The sequence below is a fragment of the Roseateles sp. genome (assembly GCF_039595595.1).
GTDB lineage: Bacteria > Pseudomonadota > Gammaproteobacteria > Burkholderiales > Burkholderiaceae_C > Roseateles.
Genome location: NZ_JBCNLG010000012.1, coordinates 1 through 23,684, shown reverse-complemented (window position 1 = coordinate 23,684; position 23,684 = coordinate 1). Strand labels below are relative to the sequence as shown.

The window sequence follows — 23,684 nt, the reverse complement described above, 5'->3', positions numbered from 1 at the left end:
ATGACCGCCCCGACCTTGGCGCCCGAGGCGCACGAGCTGGCCCCGCTGATCCTGCAACGGGCCGATCCGCACCTCACGCGCCATGTCGACGGCGCGGGCCGGGCGCGCTACTTCTTCACCGCCTCGGTGCCGGAGTACGACCGCATCGAACTGCGCGCCGCCGGCCGCTGGGGCGAACTGGCGGCGGCGGAGCCCCGCGTGATCTGGCGCAAGCCGGACACCGGGCCCTGGTCGGAACTCATCTGGGCCCCGGAGCTGCACTTGCGCCGGGGCGCCTGGTACGTGTACTTCGCCGCGGCGCCGAGCCGCGAGATCGTCGGCGGCCTGTTCCAGCACCGCATGTATGCGCTGCGCTGCGGCTCGGCCGATCCGATGACCGGCGACTGGGAATTCCTGGGCCAGGTCGACAGCGGGCTCGACACCTTCTGCCTGGACGCCACCACCTTCGAGCACCGGGGACAGCTGTACTACCTCTGGGCGCAGAAGGACAACGCCATCGCCGGCAACTCCAACCTCTACATCGCGCCGATGCGCACGCCCTGGCAGCTCGGCGGCGAGCCGGTGCGGCTGAGCAAGCCGGAGTTCGAGTGGGAATGCCGCGGCTTCCTCGTCAACGAGGGGCCCTCCGTGCTGCATCGGAACGGGCGGCTGTTCATCAGCTACTCGGCCAGCGCGACCGATCAGAACTACGCGATGGGCCTGCTGTGGATGGACGAGTCGGCCGACCCGCTCGATCCGGCGAGCTGGACCAAGTCGCAGACGCCGGTGCTGACCACCAGCCCGACGCGTCCGGTGTTCGGCCCGGGGCACAACAGCTTCGCGCTCGACGAGGACGGCCAGACGGAGCTGCTGGTCTATCACGCCCGCACCTACACCGAGATCGTCGGCGACCCGCTGTGGAATCCGGACCGCCACACCTTCATCAAGCGCCTGCGCTGGACGTCGGACGGCATGCCGGACTTCGGCGACGCCGGGCTCGCCTGATACCCGATCCGATATCGAAACCCGAGAAGTTTTGATTGGATCCGAATCACCCGTCTCCCTAGCATCGCTCACGGAGACATCACCGAACACCTGCAATGACCGAGGCCAAGAAGAAGATCAAGCTGCGTTCCGCCGAATGGTTCGGGACGCAGGACAAGAATGGATTCATGTACCGGTCCTGGATGAAGAACCAGGGCATCCCGGACCATGAGTTCGAGGGCAAGCCGATCATCGGCATCTGCAACACCTGGTCCGAGCTGACGCCGTGCAACGCGCACTTCCGCAAGCTGGCCGAGCACGTGAAGCGGGGCATCCTGGAGGCCGGCGGCTATCCGGTGGAATTCCCGGTGTTCTCCAACGGCGAGTCCAACCTGCGCCCGACCGCGATGCTCACGCGCAACCTGGCCAGCATGGACGTCGAGGAATCGATCCGCGGCAATCCGATGGACGCCGTCGTGCTGCTGGTGGGCTGCGACAAGACCACGCCGGCGCTGCTGATGGGGGCGGCCAGCGTGGACCTGCCCACCATCGTCGTCACCGGCGGGCCGATGCTCAACGGCAAGCTGGGCGGCAAGAACATCGGCTCGGGCACCGCCGTCTGGCAGCTGCATGAGCAGGTCAAGGCCGGCGAGATCTCGATGCACGACTTCATCGCGGCCGAGGCGGGCCATTCGCGCTCGGCGGGCACCTGCAACACGATGGGCACGGCCTCGACCATGGCCTGCATGGCGGAGTCGCTGGGCACCTCGCTGCCGCACAACGCCGCGATCCCGGCGGTGGACGCGCGCCGCTACGTGCTGGCGCATCTGTCGGGCATGCGCATCGTCGAGATGGTCTGGGAGGACCTGCGCCTGTCCAGGATCCTGACGCGCGAGGCCTTCGAGAACGCGATCCGCACCAACGCCGCGATCGGCGGCTCGACCAACGCGGTCATCCACCTGAAGGCGATCGCCGGCCGCATCGGCGTGCCGCTGGAGCTCGAGGACTGGACCCGCATCGGCCGCGGCACGCCGACGCTGGTGGACCTGCTGCCTTCGGGCCGCTTCCTGATGGAAGAGTTCTATTACGCCGGCGGCCTGCCGGGCGTGCTGCGCCGGCTGGGCGAGCACGGCCTGCTGCCGCACAAGGACGCGCTGACCGTCAATGGCAAGACGCTCTGGCAGAACTGCCACGACGCGCCGATCTATGACGAGGAAGTGATCCGCCCCATCGCCAAGCCGCTGATCGAGGACGGCGGCATCTGCGTGCTGCGCGGCAACCTCGCGCCGCGCGGCGCGGTGCTCAAGCCGTCGGCGGCGACGCCCGCGCTGATGCAGCATCGCGGCCGGGCCGTCGTGTTCGAGGACTTCGACGACTACAAGGCGCGGATCATGGATCCGAACCTGGAGGTCGACGCCGATTCCATCCTCGTCATGAAGAACTGCGGCCCGATGGGCTATCCCGGCATGGCCGAGGTCGGCAACATGGGCCTGCCGCCCAAGCTGCTGGCGCAGGGCATCAAGGACATGGTCCGCATCTCCGACGCCCGCATGAGCGGCACCGCCTACGGCACCGTGGTGCTGCACGTGGCGCCGGAGGCCAAGGCCGGCGGCCCGCTGGCGGTGGTGCGCGAGGGCGACTGGATCGAGCTCGACTGCGCGGCCAACCGGCTGCACCTGGACATCAGTGACGCGGAGCTGCAGGCGCGCCTGGCCGACTGGGCCGCGAAGCAGCAGCCCGATCCCGCGGACCAGAGCGGCTACCGCAAGCTCTACGTCCAGCACGTGCTGCAGGCCGACGAAGGCTGCGACTTCGATTTCCTGCGCGGCTGCCGCGGCTCGGCGGTGCCCAGGCACTCGCACTGAACGCGCGATGACATCACAGCGAAGGACCGGAGACGGTCCTTCGTCGTTTCGGTACCGCAGAGTCCGAACGGAATCACAACGACAACCGGAGACAAGCATGACCCTCAACCGAATGGCCATGGGCCTGGCCACGGGCGCCCTGCTCGCCTGGAGCGCGCACGCGGCCGACATCCAGCTCAGCATCGATGCCGGCAAGCCCGGCCCGGTGATCCACCGCAACGTGTACGGTCAGTTCGCCGAGCACCTGGGCACCGGCATCTACGAAGGGATGTGGGTCGGTCCCGACTCGAAGATCCCCAACGTGCGGGGCTGGCGCAAGGACGTGGTGGGCGCGCTCAAGGCGCTGCACGTGCCGCTGGTGCGCTGGCCCGGCGGCTGCTTTGCCGACGAGTACCACTGGCGCGAAGGCATCGGCCCGCGCGGCAAGCGGCCGGTCAAGGTCAACACGCACTGGGGCGGCGTGGCCGAGAACAACGCCGTGGGCACGCACGAGTTCTTCGACCTGGTCGAGCAGATCGGCGCCGAGGCCTATGTCAACGGCAACCTGGGCACCGGCAGCGCGCAGGAGATGGCCGAGTGGCTGGAGTACATGACGGCCGAGGGCAACTCCTCGCTGGCGCAGCTGCGCCGCAAGAACGGCCGCGACAAGCCGTTCAAGGTCAGCTACTTCGCCGTGGGCAACGAGGCCTGGGGCTGCGGCGGCAACATGACGCCGGAGTACTACGTCAACCAGTACCGCCAGGTCGCGACCTTCCTGAAGACGCCGGAGCACAACCGGCCCAAGTTCATCGCCAGCGGCGGCAATTCCAACGACACGCGCTGGACCGAGGTGCTGTCGACGCAGAACATCAAGTTCAACTTCGACGCGATCGGCCATCACTACTACGTGTTCCCCACCGGCAAGTGGGAGCGCAAGGGCGCCGCCGCCGGCTTCCAGGAAGACGAGTGGATCTCGCTGCTGTCGGCGACGCAGGACTTCGAGAAGACGGTCGCCGCCAACATCGCGATCCTGGACAGGAACGATCCGGACAAGCGCATCGGGCTCTACCTCGACGAATGGGGCAGCTGGTACGACCCGGAGCCGGGCACCAACCCGGGCTTCCTGGTCCAGCGCAACACGCTGCGCGACGCGGTGCTGGCGGCCCTGCACTTCCACATGTTCCATGCGCATGCGGACCGCGTGCACATGACCAACATCGCGCAGATGGTGAACGTGCTGCAGGCCATGATCCACACGGACAAGACCCGCATGGTGCTGACGCCGACGTATCACGCCTTCGCGCTGTACACGCCCTTCCAGGACGCGACCTCGCTGCCAGCCGCGCTGAGCGGCAATCCGGAGTACGCGCTGGCCGGCAAGTCGCTGCCCGCGGTGAGCGCCTCGGCGGCGCGCGGCAAGGATGGGAAGCTGTATCTCGCGCTGGTCAACGTGCATCCGCGTGAGGCGCAGACGATCAAGCTCGCCGTGCAGGGCGCGGCCGCGACGCGCGCGGTCGGCCAGGTGCTGAGCGCCGAGGCGATGGATGCCGAGAACACCTTCGCCAAGCCGGACGCCGTGAAGCCCAAGGCCTACGAGGCGCAAGCCAAGGACGGCGCGCTGAGCCTGCCGCTGCCGCCCAAGTCCATCGTCGTCGTCGCGCTGGAGGGCTGAGCATGAGTGGCGGCGTCTCGAGCCGGGCGGCGCGCGCGGGCAGCTGATGCGACGCGACCTCGCACGGCGCGGCTTCCTTCGAGGATGCCTGTGCGGCACCGCGGCCGCGTCGGCTGGCGTGGTCGGCGGGCCGGCCTTCGGCGCGCTGATCTCCAGCGACGGCGCTGTGGACGCCGGCGCCAACACCAGCACCAACACCGGCGCGTGGCCGGCCAGGCCCGGCACCGCCGCGGCCAGCCGCTTCCCGCTGGCGCGCGTGCGGCTGCTCGACGGACCGTTGAAAGCGGCGCAGGACGCCGATCTGCGCTATCTCATGGCGCTCGATGCGGACCGGCTGCTCGCGCCCTTCCGCCGCGAAGCGGGCCTGCCGCTGCCCAAGCCGTCCTATGGCAACTGGGAGAGCAGCGGCCTGGACGGCCACATGGGCGGGCACTACGTGTCGGCGCTGGCGATGATGGCCGCGTCCACCGGTGATGAACGCGTGCATCGCCGTCTGGCCGAGGTCCTGAAGGAGCTGCGGCTGTGCCAGCTTGCGAACGGCGACGGCTACCTCGGCGGCATTCCCGATGGCAAGGCCGCGTGGCGCGAGGTCGCGCGCGGCGAGCTCAAGGTCGACAGCTTCTCCGTCAATGGACGCTGGGTCCCTTGGTACAACCTGCACAAGACCTTCGCCGGTCTGCGCGATGCCTGGCAGCTGACGGGCGAGCCGCTCGCCCGGGAGATGCTGATCGACCTCGGCGCCTGGGCGCTGGCGCTGCTGGAACCGCTGAGCGACGCGCAGCTGCAGGACATGATGCGCGCCGAGCATGGCGGCATGAACGAGCTTTTCGCCGACATCGCCGCGATGAGCGGCGGCGCGCGCTACCTGCGGCTCGCTGAGCGCTTCTCGCATCGGGCGCTGCTGGATCCGCTGCGCGAGCGGCGTGACGCGCTCACCGGCCTGCATGCCAACACGCAGATCCCGAAGGTGATCGGTTTCGCGCGCATCGCCGAGGAACGCGGTCACGACGCCGCGGACGAAGACTGGCTCGCGCCGGCGCGCTTCTTCTGGCGGACGGTGCGCGAGCGCCGCAGCGTGGCCATCGGCGGCAACAGCGTCAGGGAACACTTCCATCCGCTGACCGACTTCCAGCCGATGGTCGACGAGGTGGAAGGTCCCGAGACCTGCAACACCTACAACATGCTCAAGCTCACCGAGCTGCTGCATGCGCACGCGGCCGGCGATGCCGAGCGCGCGGCCTTGGCCGACTATTACGAACGCGCGCTGTTCAACCATGTGCTGGCGTCGCAGCACCCGGCCGGCGGCTTCGTGTACTTCACGCCGATGCGGCCGAACCATTACCGCGTGTACTCGCAGGTGGACCTGGGCATGTGGTGCTGCGTCGGGTCCGGGCTGGAGAGCCACGCACGGCATGGCCAGTTCATCTACTCGCGCGGCGAGAGCGAGGGCAAGCGCGAGGGCCAGGACGGCGCGCCGGTGCTGTTCGTCAACCTCTTCGTGGCCTCCTCGCTCGACTGGCGCGAGCGCGGCCTGCGCGTGACGCAGCACACGCGATTTCCCGACGAGGCGGCGACGCGGATCGTCGTCGATGAGGCGCCTCGCGGATCACGCATCACGCTCAAGGTGCGCCATCCCGGATGGCTCGCCCCCGGCGCGTTGCGGGTGAAGCTCAACGGCGAAGCGGTGACGCTGAGCGCCGCCGAGCGCACGCCCGGTGGATATGTCGCGTTGACGCGCGAGTGGCGCGCGGGCGATGTCGTCGAGGTCCGCCTGCCGATGCGCACGGCGCTGGAGCCGATGCCCACGCGCACGGACTTCTTCGCGGTGCTGCATGGGCCGATCGTGCTGGCGGCCCGCACCGCGCCGATCGCCGATGAGCAGCTGGCGTTCCGGGCCGGCGACGCGCGCATGGACCACGTTGCGCACGGCGCTGTCGTGCCGCTCGCGCAGGCGCCGCTTTTCGTCAGCGCCAAGGCCGACTTCGGTGGACGTCTCGTGCCGGTGGCGGGCCGCTCGCTGACTTTCAGCGCTGGCGCGCTGCTGCAGAGCGCCGATGGCACACCGGCGCGCGAGCTGCTGCTCGAGCCCTTCTTCCGCGTGCATGACTCGCGCTACGTCGTGTACTGGCCGTACAGCACGCCGGCCGAGGCCCGAGCCCGCCGCGAGCAACTGGCGCGCGAGGAACGTGAGCGCCTCGCGCTGCAGGCGCGCACGGTCGACGCGGTGGCGCCCGGCGAGCAGCAGCCCGAGAGCGATCACGGTTTCCTGGGCGAAGGCGTCGAGACCGGGCTCAACAAGGGGCGCCGCTGGCGGCATGCGACCGCGTGGCTCAGCTATCGCCTGAACGATCCGAAGCGGGAGGCGCGCGTGCTGCGGCTCGCCTTCTCATCGCTGGACGACGGACGGCGGTTCTCGATCTGGATCAACGACCGGCAATTGGCCGGGCTCACGCTGCGTGCGGCGGATGCGCCTGAACGCGCCGCGGGCGCCGAGATCTACAGCCGCGACTTCGCGCTGCCCGAGGACTGGCCACGTCCCGCGGATGGCTCGCTGCGCGTGCGGCTGGTGGCCGAGCCCGGGTCGATCGCGGGCGGAATCTACGACCTGCGCCTGCTTCGCCCCTGAGCGTCCGGGGACGACAGACAAGCGCAAGGTTGAGGCGGGGGCCGCTGCCTAGAATCCCGCGATCCGTTCCCCGATCCGTGTTCGCGGTCTGATGTCGCGATCCGCTTTCAGCCCCTCCGCCTTGCGCCGATCCGTCTTGCCTCGTCCCATGCGCGGCCCTGCCGCTGGCCGTGTTCTGCCGTGGTCTCCCCTGCCCGCGCTGTGCGCCGCCCTGCTGGCGGGTGCCGCGCCCGCCTGGGCGGCCGGCAGCCTGGTGCTGATGGATGCGCCGCCCGCGGAGCCGAGCTGGTCCGGCGGCGTCTCGCTGCACAGCTGGCCCTCCGCGCCGGGCAGCAGCCAGCACAGCGACAACGTGCTGCCGGCCTTCGAGTACCTCTCGCCCAAGGGCGCGTTCGTTTCGACCGACCTGGGCGCCGGCTGGAACCTCGTGCCGCTGCTGGCCGGCGCAGAGGCTGCCAAGACCTGGCAGGCGGGAGCGCGGCTGTGGCCGCAGTTCGGCCGGCCGAGCCGCTTCACGCCCAAGGGCGTCGACCGGCTGGGCTCGCGTCTGACGACGGAGGCCTTCGCCAACGTGCAGGCGACCGACTTCCTGCTGCTGCAATCGGGCCTGTCGTGGGGCAGCGGCCGCAAGCACGATGGCGTCGAGCTGGAGCTGGGGGCCACCACCGGCCTCCCGATCGGCGAGGACTTCATCGGCGTCACGCTCGGCGCGACCTGGGCCAACGGCGCGCACCTGCGCGGCGGCTACGGCATCGGCGCCGGCGAGTCGCGCGCCAGCGGCCTGCCGGAATGGCATCCGCGCGCCGGGATGATGGACTGGAGCCTCACGTTCAGCGCCGAGCACAAGTTCTCCGAGCGCTGGTCGCTGAGCGGCGAGTGGCAGAACGCGTGGCTGGTCGGCGACGCGGCGCGTTCGCCGCTGACGCGCTCGAAGCTGCAGCAGACGGTCAGCGTCAGCCTCTGGTATCACTTCTGAGCGCGCGCCATGCACCTGGTCCTGGTCTTCGCCGTGCCGCTGTTCGTGCTGTGCATCGGGCTCGAGTGGTGGTGGAGCCGGCGCACGGGCCGCGGCGGATATGGCTTCGCCGATTCGATCAGCAGCCTCAGCCAGGGCCTGATGAGCCTGGCGGTGGCGGCGGTGACGCCGCTGTTCCAGGGCGGGCTGTACGCGTGGCTGCAGCCGCATCTGGGCCTGCTGCCGGCGTCGGTGTGGAACGGCTGGTGGGGCTGGGTGGCCGCGATCGTCCTGTACGACTTCTGCGATTACTGGCTGCATCGCGTCAGCCATGAGAGCGCGATCTTCTGGGCCGCGCACACGGTGCATCACCAGAGCGAGCATTTCAACCTGACGACGGCGCTGCGCCAGGAGAGCTTCTACGCGGTGATGGGACTGCCGTTCTTCGTGCCGATGGCGCTGATGGGCATTCCGCTGGAGCAGTACATCGGCGCGGGGCTGTTCGTGCTGCTGTATCAGTTCTGGATTCACACCGAGCACATCGGCCGGCTCGGCTGGCTGGACCGCGTGTTCTCGACGCCCTCGAACCACCGGGTGCATCACGCGGTGAATCCGGGCTACCTGGACAAGAACTACGGCGCGGTGCTGGTGATCTGGGACCGGATGTTCGGCACCTTCGCCGAGGAAACGGAGGCTTGCGTCTATGGGACGGTGAAGGCGCTGCACAGCTGGAATCCGCTCAAAGCGGTCGGGCAGTTCTATGGGGAGCTGTTCGAGCGCGCGCGGGCCACGCCGCGCTGGCGCGACCGCGCGCGGGTGCTGTTCAAGTCACCGGGCTGGATGCCGCCGGGCGTGAGCGTGACGGCGGTGCCCGATGGGGAGCGGCTGAAGCAGGCGCGCTTCGATCCGCCGATTGGCGGGCTGGATCGATGGCGGGCGCTGAGCCTGTTCCTCGTCACGGGCGCGGCGACGGCGGTGTGGCTCGACGTCAGCGACGACCTGGGCGAGGGGCTCAACCTCGCCGCGGTCGCGGTGATCGCCGCTGGCCTGTACGGCGTGGGCGCGTTCATGTCGCGAGGCACCCGGCCCGAACGCCGCGGTCGCTGGAATGGATGGGGCCTCTATGGCGCGTCGATGGCGCTTTGCGTCGGGTTGATCGCGGCGCTGTTCTGATCGGGCGCCAAGGCCGCGAGGCACACCATCGTGCCTGCGGATCGCACGGAGGCGTGTTCATGCGTGTTCCCGGCGAACTTTCGCGCCGTGGGTGTTTGCTTCGGGAGCGTCAAAAGGGTGTCAGGTCTGCTTTCGACAGTGGCCGTGTTGCCAATCAGCGATGTCACATCGAACAGACCCCACACCATGACCATCAACACCACCCCCTCCCCCATCGCGCCGCAACCCGGCCTGACCCCGGCGGCGCCGTCCGCTGCGACGGGCCACGCGCCCGCCACGGCGCCGGCCCTGCCGCAAGCGCTCGAGGGGCTCATGGGCCGAAGGGCCGGTCCCGACAAGCTCGAAGGCGCTCCGCGCCGCCATCTGCGTGCCGAGCTGCCCGTGAAGCACACGCCAGCGGCGTTGGTCCGCCCCTACGAGTTCGAGCATGCCGTCTCCGGCAGCAGCAAGACACTGATCCCGCTGGGCGCCGCGCTGTGGAAGGGCCACGACGCACAGCTTGCAGCCCATCGCATCGTGCTCGAGGCGGTGCAATCCCATATGGCCAAGCAGCTTGCCCAGCGAGGCACGGCGCCCCCGGCTGGCAGTGCGCTCGAGAAGTTCAGCGCCGGCAAGCTGGATCACGTGTACGCCGATGCAGGCAGCTTCAAGGACCTGGCGACGGCGGCCGGACGTTCCGACAAGTCGCCGGTGTACGTGGACATCGCGCACAACCAGTTGGTGGTGAATGTCGACAAGGCCTTTGTCGTCAACGATCAGCTGTCCCCGGCCGCTGAGCAGGGTTTGTCGGCGGCGCTGGGGCTCGGCAAGAACGGACTGGACTTCCTGCCGCGATACCAAGGCCATGCCGTCAGCTCCAGAACCAAGGGCGCGGACTTCTTCAAGGCCAATACCCATGCGCAACTGCATGGCGAGAAACCGGATGCCTCGGCCTTCACCCACCCGCGCTACTTCGAGGCGGAAAACACGAAGGCGCTCGGCAAGGAGATCGTGGTGCACCGCGGCATGTTCGACAACCGCAATGGCATTCCGGAGAACTCGCTCGCCGCCATCGACAACGCCTACAAGGCCGGCTATCGCAGCCTGGAGATCGACATCCAGGTCACGAAGGATGGCGTGCCGGTGCTGCTGCACGACTTCACCATCGGACGGATGACCGCGGACGACAAGGACCGCCTCGTCAGCCACGTCGACTGGAACGAGCTCAGGAACAAGCCGCTCGTGATCCGCAATCCGGTCGATGGCAACTTCGTCGAGACCGACCAGAAGGTCGCCAGCGTCAAGGAGGCGCTGCTGGACATCGCGCGCACGAAGCCGGACATGGCGATCGCGCTGGACTGCAAGGAGCAGACCGCCGAAGCCGCCTTCGATCTGCTGAAGAACGAGCCCGAGCTGCGCAAGTTCACCGCGCTCAAGCTCTACGCGAAGGCCTATCCGGGCGGCTTCGATCAGTTCCTTGGCAATCTCTACGAACGCTACAACATCGACCCGAAGCACCCCGAGGACCGCGCGAAACGTCAGGAACTGCTGCAGACGCTCAAGGGGATCAAGGTCGAGCCGGTCTTCAGCGCGGGCGTCGTGACGGATCCGACGATCCACGCGCTCCATCCCGCCACGACCGCCAAGGGCCAGAACAGCGCTGAAGGCGCTGCGGAATCCGCGATGGCATGGATCCAGGGCTGGCGCGCCATGGACATCAAGGTCCTCGAAGCCCCGCCGTCAGACGCGAACCCGCTGCAGAAGCAGGCCATGGACCTCCTGCGGCAGCGCCTGGCGCAGCCGGAGAGCGGGCTGTCGCACGTGGCGAGTTCGGCGGCCTATCGCTCGGAGGACTTCTCCGTGCCGCAACGGGACGGCAGCAGGAAGTTCTTCACCAATCAGATTTTCGGCCTCATGAAGGACGTGACGAACGACCCCGTCGCTGCCCAGTCGGAGACGGCCGGCACCCTGCGGCATGCCGGCGAGAACGTCCTCACCGACCAGCCGCAGGAAGAGGTCTTTGCCACCGTCCACGACAAGGCGCTGGCCCGCGGGCATTCGGGCCTGGTGCTGGCCGTGCCGCCCGGAACGACCATCGACGCGACGCGCAACAAGGAGATCGTCGATCTGCGCGTGCAGGTCTTCGGCGTCGAGAAGCCGAAGGTCGACGCGGACCGCATTGCCGCCGTGCGGGAAGGCTTGGCGGCCGACAAGGCGGCCGCCGCGGCCCCCCAGGAACCGGGGACGTCCAACCCCGCCTGGGTCGCCGCGCCTTCGGTGCTGGCGGTCGGCGTGGCGGCGGGCGCGGCCTACGCCATGGTCAAGCGGGGATCGCGAGCCGCCAGATAAGCGGCGAGCGCGGCCACGGCATCGGTCTGGATCGCTCCCGCGCCGGCTGACAGCAGCCGGCCCCAGACCGCGTCCGGATCGGCCAGCGCGCGTTCGTCGTTCAGGTCCAGGCTGTGGGAGACCTGGATCGTATTGATCCAGAGCCGCGCCTGCAGCCGCGCCAGTTCGGGCCGGGCCGCCTCCAGCTCCTCCAGGGTCGCGAATGCCACCTCGACCATCGGACAGCGCAGCGGCGCGAGGCGCTGGAGTTCGGCCGTGAGCCGGCCGCTCGGCGGCCGCAGCATCGGCACGAACGGCACCCGGCCGAAGAACGGACTCGACCGCGCGCGCTCGATGTCCTCCTCCGTGTCGATGAACGCCTTCACGAAGACCTGGTCCGCCATGCCCGCGTCGATCACCGCCTCCGCCACCTGGCCGGCGAGCGCCTCGACCTTGGTGTCGATGTTGAGGATCACGCGGTCCCGCGCGCGGACCAGCGCGTCGGCGAGCGTCGCGGGCCGCTCCGCGGTGACGGCCGCACCGGCGCCGCCCGCGCCGCCACGCAGCCGGCTCGCGCTGAGCTCGCACCAGTCCATCGTGGCGATCGGACCGCGGGCGGTCGTCATCCGGTCCGCCGTGTCGTCGTGCATCAGCACGAGCACGCCGTCGCGGGTGGCACGGACATCGCATTCGACGATGTCGGCGCCCAGACCGATCGCATCATCGATCGCGCTCAGGGAGTTCTCGGGGGCCCGATGCCAGGCGCCGCGATGAGCGGCCACGAGGACTCGGCGATTCGCCGGATGCAGCAGGCGTGACAGCGGCTCGGCGCCGGGTCGCGCGTTCAGAGGTGATGAAGTCATCGGGGACGCGTCAGACTGGAAGTCTGGAAACAGGGAAACAGAAGGGCGCGGACGAACCGGAAGGAACGGAAGGACCGGCGCGCGCCGTCACAGCCGGCCCATGCCGGAAGCCATCAGGTCGTCGCGCAGCAGGCGCCCCGACAGCACGAAGACCACCAGCACCGGGACCAGCAGGACGAGCGCCGTGGCCGCCGCCAGCGGGAACTGCAGCGAGTACGGGTCCAGGTGGTGGTACAGGAGCACGGGCAGCGTCTGCACGACCGGGGCGCCGACGATGAAGGTCTTGTCGAACTCCTCGAAGCTGCCCACAAAAGACAGCAGCGCGCCAGCGGCCAGCCCATGCCAGGACAGCGGCAGCACCACGTGCCAGGCCACGGCGGCCGGACCGGCGCCCAGCGAGCGCGCCGCGTGGAGCAGTTCGTCGGGCAGCGCCTCGAAGCTGGCCGTCAGCAGGCGCACCGCCAGCGGCAGCGTCCCCACCGTCTGCACCAGCACCACGCCCGTGGCGGTGTACGACAGCCCCAGCACCTGGAACACCAGGCCCACGCCGGTCGCCACCACGATGCCGGGCACGATCACCGGCGCCAGCACGAAGAGCTCCACGGTCCGGCGCCAGCGCATCGGAAACCGCGCCAGCGCCCAGGCCGTCGGCGCGGCCAGCGCCGTCGTGAGCAGCGTCACGGCGATCGCGATCCAGAGGCTGTTGACGGTGGCCGCCAGCAGGTCCCGATCGCCGAGCACGGCGCGCCAGGTGTCGGCGGCATAGGCGCGCGGCAGCAGGTCCGGCGCCGGCCACCGCGCCGCGACGCTCCACAGCAGCAGCACGATCAGCGGCACGCCGACCGTCAGCGCCAGCGCGGTGAACAGGCCGGCCGAGACCCAGAGGCGATCGTCCGCGCCGAATCGGCGGCGGCGCTCAGCCGCGCGATCGGGCGCCGGCATCGTGCCGCCATCGGCCAGGTTGGCGTTCGCGCTCATGGCGTGTCCTTTCCGTCCGCCGCGCCGCCCAGCAGCCGGCGCGCCCTCCCGGCCAGCGCCTGGTAGCCCAGCAGCACCACCATCGCGAAGACGCTGAGCACCACACCGATCGCGTTCATCAGGCCCGGATGGCCGTCACCGAACTCGCTGAGCATGTGCACCGCCAGCGGACGCGGGATGGCCGGCCCGAGCAGGTCCGGGATCGCGTACGCGCCCATGGTCCCGATGAAGGTCAGCAACACCGCGGCGGAAATGCCGGGCATCGCCAGCGGCAGCTCCACGCGCAGCAGCGTCGACCAGCGGCCCGCGCCGAGGCTGCGCGATGCGTCGATCACGTCCTGCGGGATCGATGCGAACGCGCCGGTGATCACCAGCGTCATGAAGGGCAGCTGCTTCCAGACCGTGGCCATGATGACGCCCACGCCCCAGGGGTCCCGCACCAGGCGCGGCAGCGCCAGACCCAGCGGCCCGGCCAGGCGGTCCAGCAGGCCGCCGCGCTCGGCCAGCGTCATGACGATCAGCGCCACGATCAGGCCGGGCACGGCCATCGGCAGCTTGTACAAGCCGCTGAACAGCGCGCTGCCCCGGAACGGCCGCCGCATCAGCAGCGCCAGCCCGATCGCCAGCACCAGCGTGACCGGCACCGGCGCGAGGCCGTAATAGATCGACATCAGCAGACCGACCTGCAGCGTCCGGCGATGCAGGAACTGCGCGTAGTGATCAAGGGTCGGACCGCCCTGCCCCATGCCGATGCCGATGCTGCCGAGCAACCCCATGAGCAGCGGCGCGGCGAACAGCAACACCAGGAATCCGAGCCCGGGCAGCAGCATCCAGCTCCCGCGCCAGCGGGCGTGGCCGTGTCCGGTCATGAGCGGTCCTCCTCCAGCGCATGCAGCGGCCAGGCGACGGCCTTCAGCGACACGGCCTGGCCGACCTCCAGCAGCGGCGCGGCGCCGCCCAGCGTCGCCCGCAGCGCGCGCTGGCCCACCTGCACCGTGTACTGCACCGACGCGCCGGTGAAGCAACTCGCCGTGATGCGGCCAGCGCCCGCCTCCTCCGCCGTCAACACGATGTCTTCCGGGCGCAGCGACACGCGGGCACCGCGCGCGCCGGGCACCGCGCCGGAGACAGGGCCGCGCTGCCCCCAGGGCAGCGTCGCCTGGCCCTGCTCGACCGGCACCTCCAGCAGGTTGGCGTGACCCAGGAAGCCAGCCGTGAACACGTGGCGAGGCCGGCGGTAGAGCGCCACCGGCGTGCCGGTCTCGACGATGCGCCCGCCGTTCATGACCACGATCCGGTCCGACATCGCCATCGCCTCCGCCTGGTCGTGCGTCACATGCAGGCTGGTCGCGCCGGTGGCTCGGTGCAGCCGCACCAGTTCGTCGCGCAGGCCCTCGCGCAGCTTGGCGTCGAGGCTGGACAAGGGTTCGTCGAACAGCATCAGCGCCGGTTGCATCACCACGGCGCGCGCCAGCGCGACGCGCTGCTGCTGGCCGCCGGAGAGCTGGGCCGGCATGCGATCGAGCAGCCCGCCGAGGTTGCAGATCTCCACCGCATGGGCGATGCGGCGCGACTGCTCCGCCGCGGCGACCCGCTTCATCCGGAGTCCGAAGCCCAGATTGGCGCGCACGCTCATGTGCGGGAACAGCGCATGCGACTGGAACACCATCGCGATGTCGCGCCGCTCCGGCGGCAGCGCCTCGATGCGCTGGCCGGCGAGCGTGATCGCGCCGCCGCTGGCCTCGGTCACGCCGCACAGCAGGCGCAGCAGCGTGCTCTTGCCGCAGCCCGACGGGCCGAGCACGGTGACGAACTCGCCAGGCGCCACCGACAGGTCCGCCGGATGCAGGGCCACGCTCGCCCCATAGCGTTTCGTGACGCCCTCGACGCGCAGCAGCGCCTCTTCCGCCCGGCGCTCGCCGTGTTCAGACCTCGTCATCACCACCATCGCCTCAACACCTTTTCTTCCAGCGCCCGCGACAGCCCGCGCGCGATCGACCAATTGACCGGCACCGACCATTGCCGGGCCTGCGCCGGCGGCAGGAGATAGGGCGCCGTGCCGGCGCTGACCGCGGCCGGGTCCACGTCCTCGCGCGGCGAGCGCGACGCGTGATGGTCCAGCTTCCAGGCCTGGAACTCGCGCGAGAACGCCATGTCGATGAACAGCAGCGCCGCGGCGGGACTGCGCGCGCCGGCGGCAACGATGAGGCCGTCGCCGCCCGCCGCGAGCCCGGGCTCGAGCGAGGTGACCCGCAGGCTCGGCGGCAGCAGCCCGGCGCGCGCGAAGGTCAGCGCGTGATCCTCCCAGGCCGTACCGATCAGCGCGCGGCCGTTGTTCATCAGGTTCAGCGTGTCGGCATTGCCATTGGTCAGCTCGGCGACCTTCAGCAGCCGGGCCAGGTAGTCCCACAGCGGATCGAGGCATCGCGCCTGCATCGCCCAGTCCTGCGCGCGGTCCGGCGACAGCGAGCCGTCGGCCAGCGTGGCGCGGCAGGCCGGATCCTTCACCAGATGCAACGCGGCCGAATAGACGAACGCGCCGCCGGACCCGCCCTTGGCCGGCGACGTGAAGGCGAACTGGCCCGGATGCGACTGCGCCCAGGCGAGCAGCGACTCGAAGCTGCGCGGCACCTGCGCGCCGGGCAGCCGCGCGCCGTCGTAGGCCAGCACCGACTGGCTCAAATGGACGATGGGCCAGCGGCCGCCGGTGTCCACGCCCAGCGGGCGATCGCCATACGCCGGGGCCAGCCCGCGCAGGTTGGGCAGCAGACGGGTCAGCGGATAGGGCGCCACCACGGAGGCCATCGCGGCGAAGTTGTCCGGACCGCCGGCGAAGTACACGTCCACCGGCGCCGCCCCGCCCGCGCGCTGCACCGCCAGCAGTTGCTGGTTGGCCTGGTCCTTGCGGACGTTGTGGTACTCGACCTTGACGCCGAAGCGGGCCTCGAAGCGCGGGATCAGCCCCTCCTTCCAGACCGGGTCGAAGTTGCCGGCGAAGTTGTAGAACACCAGCCGCCCCTCGCGGCGCGCGATCGGGTCCAGCACCTGATGGAAGTTCTCCGGCGTCAGGCGGCTGGCGTCGAACGCGGCCGCGGGCTCCTGGGCCCGCGCCGCGCCGGCCATGACCGTGACCATCACCGTGACCACGAGCAGCGCGGCGCGCTCGCAGAGCCCCCGGACCCAGGCACGCCGCTGGCCCGCGCGCCTCATGCCGGCCGCAGCTCGCGGAACGCGAACATGTCGCGCAGCGTGCAGTAGTGGAAGGCCGGGATCAGCAGCGGTCCGCGCGCGGCCAGCCGGCGGCACCAATCCGCGGTCGCGTCGCGCAGCGCGATCGCCTCCGCCTCGTCGAGGACGCGGACGAAGTAGCCGATGGTCACGTGATAGCGATAGGTCTCATGGTCCGGCCGACGCAGCTGGAACAGGTCCGCGTAGGCATCGCGTGCCTCGGCCAGGCGCCGGTCGGTGGCCGCGTCGGCCGGCCGCAGCGGTATGCCCAGCGTCCCGTCGTGGCGCAGCGTGGCCGGGGTCCGCGTGTCGACAACGAAGGCGCACGGGCCGGTCGCCGGCCGGTCCAGCCGCTCCAGGCGTTGCAGCATGAGGCGGTTGACCTCGGCGATCGGCAGGTCGCGCGCGAGGCCGCGGGGCCAGGCCGGCGTGCCGCGGTCGACGTCGTTGACGCCGCCAAACAGCGTCACATGCCAGCTCGACGCCGGCGTCTGCGTCAGCTTGCGGGCGAAGCCGTGACGCGGCAGTTCGCGCGCGATGTCCAGCCAGGCATCGAAGGTCTCGTAGTCCGGGCCCTGCGGGCGCAGGTGGCCGACGATGGTGTTGCCCTCGAAGGTCATGGGACTGCCGTCCGCATTGAACTTGCGGCCGACGTCGCGCGCCCGCGGCGCCCTGCCCTCGACATCGCCAGCGGCATCGTCACCGGCCTTGGCATCGGCTTTGGCATCGGCCGCTGCGAGCGCCGCGGCGCTCAGCAGGGAGGGCAATCCGGCTGCGGCCGCCAGCAGGCGGCGGCGCGTGGGCCGCGGGTCGGCGGAGGACATCGGATCGGCGGTCATGGCGGGCGGCATCCTCACAGCTTCACGTTGAGGCCGACCATCACGATCGGCGCGACCTTCCAGGTCGACTGCACGAATTCCTGCGACCGCCCGTCGTTGTACTGGAAGCCCTGGCCGGTGATGTTGAGCGCATCGAGGGTCAGCGACAGGCGGCGCGAGACATCGTAGGCGAGCTGCACGTCGAGCTTGTCCGTCGGTTGCTGGAAGCGGTTGCGATAGAACTGCGGCAGGCTGTCGTAGTTGGGGAAGCGGTCGTCCCACAGTTTGCCGGTGTGATTCCATGCGGCCTTGGCATGCCAGGCCCCTTCCTCGTAGGTGAGCGCGGCGTTCCACAGCGACTTGGGCTGCTGCGGCAGGATGCTCAGCGTGGTGGAAGTGCCGTCGCCCAGCGTGACGGGATAGCGCACCTTCATCGACATCGCGTTGAAGCTCACGGTGAAGCCCTTCAGCGTCGGGTGCAGCGAGCCGAGCTCCTTGATCGCGCCGATCTCGATGCCGGTGAGCCGCACCAGGCCCGAGGCGTTGCGTGGCTGCGTGACCAGCGTGTCCACGCCATCGAGGGTCTGCATCGCGCCGTAGCGGAAGATCTCGTCGCTGATGCGCTTGTGGAACAGCGCCACCGACAGCAGGCCGCGGCCGCCGTCGATCACCCAGTCGTGGCCGAGATCGACGTTGTCGCTGCGGCGCGGCTTCAGGTCGGGGTTGCTCTGCGTCAGCGTGTCCGGCGTGGCCGCGGTGTTGAGCGTGCCGCCCTTGAGCGCCATCTGGTCGGGCCGCGGGCGGCCGATCGTGCGCGACACGCCGAAGCGCAGCTTGCTCGACGGACCCGTGGCATAGAAGCCGGCCAGCGACGGCAGCCAGTCGCCGTACTTGCGCTCCGCGCCGACCGGCGTCCACGCCGTGCCGTTGGACAGCTGCCAGCCCGTGCTGCCGAAACGGGTGTGCTCGTAGCGCAGGCCGCCGGCCACCAGCCAGTTGTCGGCGTGCCATTGCAGCTGGGCGTAGGCGGCCTGGATGTCCTCGTCGACGGTGTAGGTCGCGTTGTTCTGCGCGGCGACATCCGTCACCGGCGTCACGCTGGCGCGGCTGGCGTTCCAGGCGTCGCTGGCCTTGCCGCTGTCGATCAGGAACAGCGGCGAACTGCAGTTGAATCCGCAGGTCGTGCCGCCCAGCACGTCGGCCAGCGTGTAGGGCACCGCGTTCCAGGTCTGGCGCGAGAACGCCGTGTCCATGCGCGTGCGCACCAGGCGCGCGCCGGTGGCCGCGCCCAGGCCGCGGCTGTCGTCGTCCATGTTGTGCCGCAGGTTGGCCTGCAGGTCGGTCACGCGCTGCGCGTAATCGGTGTTCTCTTCCTGGTGGTAGCCATTGCCGTAGCGCGCCGGGTTGCCGGCGTTCGCCGCGTTCACCGGCGTGAAGACCGGCGTGGGCGCGCTCCAGTCGTAGCGGTAGGCCAGGCCGTTCTGCGTGAAGTGATCCCAGCTCTGCGGGTTGTCGACGGTCGCGCGCGACACGCTGCCGCGGACGTCGGCCTGCCATTGCGGCGCGAGTTCCGCCTTGAGCTCGCCGTTGACGCCGTACAGCGCGCGATCCCAGCGCAGCCGGCCCATCTCGACGTACTGGCTGACATTGCTCAGCGTGCCGGAGGTCGGCGTCTGGCCGCTGACGGTGGCGGTGGCCGCGACCTGCGCGTTCTGGGTCGCGCGGTCGGAGCGCTCGCGCTGCTTGAAGTAGTAGCCGGCCAGATGCCCGCTGACGGCGCCCTCCGGCTGCCAGTCCAGGCGGGCGGTGAGGCCGCCGCGATCGCGGTCGTTGTCGTAGTTGTACCAACGGCGCTCCGTCGGCACCGCGAAGCCGGTGCCGCCATACGGCGTGGTGTTGCGCGTGCCGTCGGCGTTGTACCAGTTGAGGCTGCCGCCGCTCTCGATCTGAGGCACGTGGATGTGGCGCGTCCAGTAGCTGGCCGCACCGAGGAAGGCGAACTGGTTGCCGGGGCCGAAACGCCGGCCCCATTTGGCCGAGGCCTCGCCGGCCGGCTCGGCGCCGCCGAAGGCAGCGTCCATCAGGCTGGCGCCGCCCTTGGCCTGCAGCGCCAGCGCGCCGTCCGGGTGGTCGAAGCCGCTGGCCGTGACCAGATTGGCCGTGCCGCCGATGGATCCGCCGTCGCTCGAGGGCAGGAAGGTCTTGGTGACGTCGATGCGCTGCACGAAGTTGGACGGCAACACCTCCATCAGGATCTGGCGGCTGCCGATGTCGGTCGTCGCGAAGGCGAAGCCATCGATCAAGGTCGTGTTGTAGTTGCCGTTGAGCCCACGGACGATGACGTAGCGCGGCTCGCCCTGGTACTCGAGCGTGCTGACGCCGGTCACGCGCTTGAGCGCATCGCCGACGTTGAAGTCAGGCAGGCGGCCGACCTCGTCCGCCGCGACCGTGTCGACGGTCTGCACCGCCGACGACTTGGTCGCGATGCTGCGGGTGTTCTGCGTGCGGAAGCCGGAGACCTGCACCGTCTCCAGCGCCTGGGTGCCATCGCCCGATGTGCTCGCCGAAGGCGCTTGCGACTGCGCGATCGCCGGACCGCAGGCCGCCAGGACGGCGCAGCCGATCGCGCTCAGGCCGGGATGGCGGCTGGCGCCGCGAGCGCGCCGCTCGCTTGGCCATCGATGGAATCGGGGGGAAGACATGCCGCTCTCCTGTTCTGGATGTCGCTGGGAACAGGCCGAAGATTAAATTCGCGTCGTTAATTTAATATGACACAGCGCATGTCACCACCCTCTCACCGTCCTTTCACTGGGCTGTCTCAATGGGGCGCGGATGGTCTGTGTAGACTGCGCGCCGACCATGAGCAGCCCCTTCCCCGCCCCGCCACTTTCCCCGGTCCCGATCGGGCGCCGCTTCCTGCGTCACGACGACGGACCGGTGGCGAGCGACAGCGAGCGCTGGATGCTGGAACTGGTGCGGCGCGCGGGTGTGATATCGCGCGCCGACCTGACGCGCGCGAGCGGATTGAGCGTGCCGGGCGCCAAGGGGCTGATCGATGGACTCGTGGAACGCGGCCTGCTGCAGCTGGGGCCGCCGGCCACGCGTGGGCGGGGCCAGCCGAGTGCCAGCGTGTCGCTGGTCGCCGACTTCGCCTACAGCATCGGGCTGTCGATCATGGTGGACGGCTTCGAGTTGGCGTTGATGGACCTGTCGGGCCAGGTGGTCGGGCACTGCGCGGTGCGGGCGTTCCCGTTGCATCTGGAGGAGGCGGTGGCCGAGGCCGGCCGCCAGATCACGCGGCTGCTGCGCCGGCACGGCGTCGCGCGCGAGCGGGTCTTTGGCATCGGCGCGAGCATGACGGGCCCGCGCACCGGTCAGGGCTCGCGAGTCAATCCGCCGCTGTCGCTCGGGGCGGAGTGGGCGGAGGCGGAACTGGACCAGTTGCTGGCCGCGCGGCTGGGCCAGCCGGTCTGGATGGACAACGATGCCAACTGTGCGGCGCTGGCGGAATGCCTGTTCGGTGTCGGCCGGCGCTGCGCGGACTTCGTCTATCTGCACTTCACGGATGGCTTCGCGGCGGGGCTGGTCAGCGGCGGCGGGATGCTGCGAGGCGCTCATGGCAACGCGGGCGAGATGGGGCGGATCTTCGCGCTGACCGGTCTGCCGCGGCCGACACTGGAGTCTTTGCGCCGGCGTCTGAGCGAGGCCGGTCACGACCTGCCGGACCTGCACACGATGCTGGATCGCTACGACCCGGACTGGCCGCAGATCGACGACTGGATCGAAGAGGTCGGGCCCAGCATCGTCGTGGCGGTGGCGGCATCGATGGCGCTGGTCGATCCTCAGGCGATCGTCTTTGGCGCGCGGCTGCCGGAGGATCTGGCGCGGCGGTTGATCGGCCAGGTGGCGTTCGAGCAGGCGCCGCGGCGCGGCACGCCGTCACCGAATCCGGAACTCGTGATCGCCGAAGTGACGCAATCGCCAGCCATGGTCGGCGCGGCGGCGGTGCCGCTGAAGCTGCATTTCTTCGCGTGAAGGGCCGCGGAGCGGCCTTCAGCCGATCGCGCGCCGGAGGTTCTCTCGGGCTCGGGCGTCGAGCCGCTCTCGCAGCGCCGGCGTGCTGTAGAGCACTGGCCGGTCGAGGAAGGTCTTGAGGATCTGCTTGCGCTTGCGGCGGAACAGGAAGCCGGGGACGAAGCCGTACTCCTCGCGGATCTGGCGCTCGTACTCGTCGAAGCGCTGTCGCTCGGCGCCGAGGATGGCGAGGTCGATGTCGACGAGGACCTGTTCATCGGGGCTCGACGGCACGCCATCGTGCTTGGTCACCAGCACGAGCTGGCGCACGCGATCGGCGCTCGCGGCGTCAACGCCTGCCTCGATCAGCGCGCGATGGGCCCAATCGGCGCTGCGCTCCTCGTTGCCGCTGCCCTTGACGTCGTAGACGGCGTCGTGGAACCACAGCGCCATCTCGACTTCGGCGGGATGCGGGGCGAGCGCGATGACCTCCTCGAAGAGCGCGAGACATTCCTCGAGGTGCTGGCGCGTGTGGTATTTGCGCTGCGGCTCGGCGTAGCGGGTGAGCAGCTCATCGCGCAGCGCGCAGCCATCGAGGTCGCCGGCAAGTTCGGACCAGGCGCGATGCCAGGAGCGTTCGAAGAGAGCGGTCATGTTGGAAGCGGCTTAATTGAGCGAAGGCAACGGTCTGGCAACGCTTGAAAATGCCCTGAAGCTTATAGCGCAATTGGACCCCTATCCAAATTCAACCAGGGAAGAAGAACCTCCAAAAGAGCGATCTTGGAACGAGTGGTTCAACGCCGACTCAATGCGCGCTCCGAGCGGCTCGATCCGCCAAATGGCGGGGCGGGGGCTCAAGAAAGTTGAGGTCCGCCGCTTTCCAGCCGCTTCGTTACCTGCCGCCCTTCTTCGCGTTCAATCATTGAGCGGAACGCCACGCTGCCACCATCCCGAGGGGCTTGCCTTATCCATGGATCCAAAGATAAAGGCATTTCCATCGGCACACCGGAGTCGGGGCCTTACGGAGGCGTGAAATGAAGGACTGGACAAACTATCAGAACCCGGCGCATCTAAATCCCTTTGATTATGAGGCCTTCAGTCAAAGTTACAGCCAATACGGGCAGAGCAATCATGCGAGCACCCAGTCGTCGCAGCCCTCCAACGCGGCGTCTTTCGCACCGCTGCCGGCTCTCCAAGGCTTGAGGAATCATTCGAGTGATCGGCAGTCGACTGTGGACGAAGGATTGCCTCCTCGCTCGCCTGATCTGGCGGAAAGAATTCGCCAAATGGGCGGACCTCCGGCTCTCGGGGTGGACATGTCGATGTTGCCGTCGCCCGGCACCATCGCTGCGCATGAGATGGAATGGCGGGCCGCCGTCGGGTCGGAATTCGCCCCGCCATTCGCCTCAATAGGCGCCGGCTACTCAGGTTTTTCACATGAGGCCGAGGCGGGCAATATGTATATGCCCTATTTGCCACCGCTGCCTCAGTCGCCATGGGAGGAGTGGATGAGGCGAGATGATCTCGCGCTTCAGGGAGCAGCGACGGCCTATGGCGCTGTCGGCCCGGCGTCGACCTCTTCGGTATACAACGTGGAGAGCCCCCAGGCGCAGCAGGCACGATCAAATCTCGTGAGCACCCTGACTTCGGCGCTTGCTGATCTCGAAGGGCTCTTGCACAGCAACAGTGATCCTGAACTGGCGGGATATCCCATCAAGCAACTGGATCATCGGATCACGCCGCTATTGATCGCCGCGGAGAATTGGCGTCGCCCCGGGCTGAACTTGATTGCGCTTCATACCCATCAAGCAGCCACCGTCGACTCTGACGACGAAGAGATGGGCGAGCAAGCCCCGATGGCCGGCTCGCAGGAGATCCGCGATTTTGTGAGATTCCACCCTGACGGACGATATCGCGCATTGGTCGACAACGGTCAGCACACCCGGGCAGCCGATATTCATAAAAGCCCGTCGGGCGTTAGTGTCGTCCTTCTCGATCCGTTGAAGGTGGAGAAGGACGAAACGGATTACGACGATTACGCCGTCAACTTCAAGCAAGAGTTTGCTGCGCATGCTGCAGCCAGATGCGCTTTCATTCCACTGGACTTGCAGAAATCAGGGCGGTCTCAAGTTTGAACCGCAACACCTGTCATTGAATTGATACTGGAGCCTGATGCGCATTTGCCAAGGTGAGCGCAAAGGCCTGAAGCGGCGTGTTCCATCCGAGCGTCTGTCGCGGTCGGG

General features: G+C 69.2%; 17 protein-coding genes. 9 read left to right on the top strand and 8 right to left on the bottom strand.

Features of this window, described 5'->3' with window-relative positions; all coding sequences use genetic code 11:
• From ABDW61_RS15490 to ABDW61_RS15460, 7 genes are all read left to right on the top strand, one after another.
• On the top strand, positions 1-984 hold the full coding sequence (locus ABDW61_RS15490; protein ID WP_343639874.1) for a glycoside hydrolase family 43 protein: 984 nt from the start codon (positions 1-3) through the stop codon (positions 982-984).
• A gap of 95 nt (positions 985-1,079) precedes the next feature.
• Positions 1,080-2,828, top strand: coding sequence for an IlvD/Edd family dehydratase (locus tag ABDW61_RS15485; protein WP_343639873.1), 1,749 nt, complete (start codon positions 1,080-1,082; stop codon positions 2,826-2,828).
• Between the two features lie 97 nt (positions 2,829-2,925).
• A complete protein-coding gene (locus ABDW61_RS15480; protein WP_343639872.1) occupies positions 2,926-4,479 on the top strand; it encodes an alpha-L-arabinofuranosidase C-terminal domain-containing protein in 1,554 nt (517 codons plus the stop codon).
• A gap of 46 nt (positions 4,480-4,525) precedes the next feature.
• Complete coding sequence (locus tag ABDW61_RS15475; RefSeq protein ID WP_343639871.1) at positions 4,526-7,105, top strand: glycoside hydrolase family 127 protein; 2,580 nt, start codon at positions 4,526-4,528, stop codon at positions 7,103-7,105.
• 148 nt (positions 7,106-7,253) lie between these two features.
• On the top strand, positions 7,254-8,081 hold the full coding sequence (locus tag ABDW61_RS15470; RefSeq protein WP_343639869.1) for a MipA/OmpV family protein: 828 nt from the start codon (positions 7,254-7,256) through the stop codon (positions 8,079-8,081).
• Positions 8,082-8,090: 9 nt separating this feature from the next.
• Positions 8,091-9,233 (top strand): sterol desaturase family protein, encoded by a 1,143-nt coding sequence (locus ABDW61_RS15465; RefSeq protein WP_343639867.1) that lies wholly within the window; start codon positions 8,091-8,093, stop codon positions 9,231-9,233.
• A 186-nt stretch (positions 9,234-9,419) separates the two neighbouring features.
• Positions 9,420-11,561, top strand: a complete 2,142-nt coding sequence (locus ABDW61_RS15460; RefSeq protein WP_343639865.1) for a glycerophosphodiester phosphodiesterase family protein — start codon at positions 9,420-9,422, stop codon at positions 11,559-11,561.
• Here the strand turns inward: ABDW61_RS15460 and ABDW61_RS15455 are convergent.
• From ABDW61_RS15455 to ABDW61_RS15425, 7 genes are all read right to left on the bottom strand, one after another.
• Positions 11,522-12,403, bottom strand: coding sequence for a glycerophosphodiester phosphodiesterase family protein (locus ABDW61_RS15455; RefSeq protein WP_343639864.1), 882 nt, complete (start codon positions 12,401-12,403; stop codon positions 11,522-11,524). The two genes, ABDW61_RS15460 and ABDW61_RS15455, sit on opposite strands and share 40 nt — an antisense overlap.
• A gap of 87 nt (positions 12,404-12,490) precedes the next feature.
• The gene (locus ABDW61_RS15450) at positions 12,491-13,381 is read right to left on the bottom strand and encodes an ABC transporter permease (protein WP_343639863.1); all 891 of its coding nucleotides are present in this window, start codon (positions 13,379-13,381) and stop codon (positions 12,491-12,493) included.
• On the bottom strand, positions 13,378-14,250 hold the full coding sequence (locus ABDW61_RS15445; protein ID WP_343639861.1) for an ABC transporter permease subunit: 873 nt from the start codon (positions 14,248-14,250) through the stop codon (positions 13,378-13,380). Before ABDW61_RS15445 ends, ABDW61_RS15450 begins: the two co-directional genes overlap by 4 nt.
• Positions 14,247-15,320 carry an ABC transporter ATP-binding protein gene (locus ABDW61_RS15440; RefSeq protein ID WP_343639859.1) on the bottom strand — a complete coding sequence of 358 codons (1,074 nt, stop codon included), beginning with the start codon at positions 15,318-15,320 and terminating at the stop codon, positions 14,247-14,249. The genes ABDW61_RS15445 and ABDW61_RS15440 overlap by 4 nt, the downstream gene beginning before the upstream one ends.
• A complete protein-coding gene (locus tag ABDW61_RS15435; protein WP_343639857.1) occupies positions 15,320-16,591 on the bottom strand; it encodes an extracellular solute-binding protein in 1,272 nt (423 codons plus the stop codon). Before ABDW61_RS15435 ends, ABDW61_RS15440 begins: the two co-directional genes overlap by 1 nt.
• Positions 16,588-17,448 (bottom strand): DUF1868 domain-containing protein, encoded by an 861-nt coding sequence (locus tag ABDW61_RS15430; RefSeq protein ID WP_343639856.1) that lies wholly within the window; start codon positions 17,446-17,448, stop codon positions 16,588-16,590. The genes ABDW61_RS15435 and ABDW61_RS15430 overlap by 4 nt, the downstream gene beginning before the upstream one ends.
• Before the next feature lie 14 nt (positions 17,449-17,462).
• Positions 17,463-20,129: a TonB-dependent receptor gene (locus ABDW61_RS15425; RefSeq protein ID WP_343639855.1), complete on the bottom strand. Its 2,667-nt coding sequence runs from the start codon at positions 20,127-20,129 to the stop codon at positions 17,463-17,465.
• A gap of 157 nt (positions 20,130-20,286) precedes the next feature.
• Here ABDW61_RS15425 and ABDW61_RS15420 point away from each other — a divergent pair, with 157 nt between their 5' ends.
• A complete protein-coding gene (locus tag ABDW61_RS15420) occupies positions 20,287-21,462 on the top strand; it encodes an ROK family protein (RefSeq protein ID WP_343639854.1) in 1,176 nt (391 codons plus the stop codon).
• A gap of 18 nt (positions 21,463-21,480) precedes the next feature.
• Here ABDW61_RS15420 and ABDW61_RS15415 read toward each other — a convergent pair whose 3' ends face one another.
• Positions 21,481-22,095 (bottom strand): N-methyl-D-aspartate receptor NMDAR2C subunit, encoded by a 615-nt coding sequence (locus ABDW61_RS15415; RefSeq protein ID WP_343639853.1) that lies wholly within the window; start codon positions 22,093-22,095, stop codon positions 21,481-21,483.
• A gap of 380 nt (positions 22,096-22,475) precedes the next feature.
• Here ABDW61_RS15415 and ABDW61_RS15410 point away from each other — a divergent pair, with 380 nt between their 5' ends.
• On the top strand, positions 22,476-23,576 hold the full coding sequence (locus ABDW61_RS15410; protein ID WP_343639852.1) for a YopJ family acetyltransferase: 1,101 nt from the start codon (positions 22,476-22,478) through the stop codon (positions 23,574-23,576).
• The last annotated feature ends 108 nt before the right edge of the window (positions 23,577-23,684 follow it).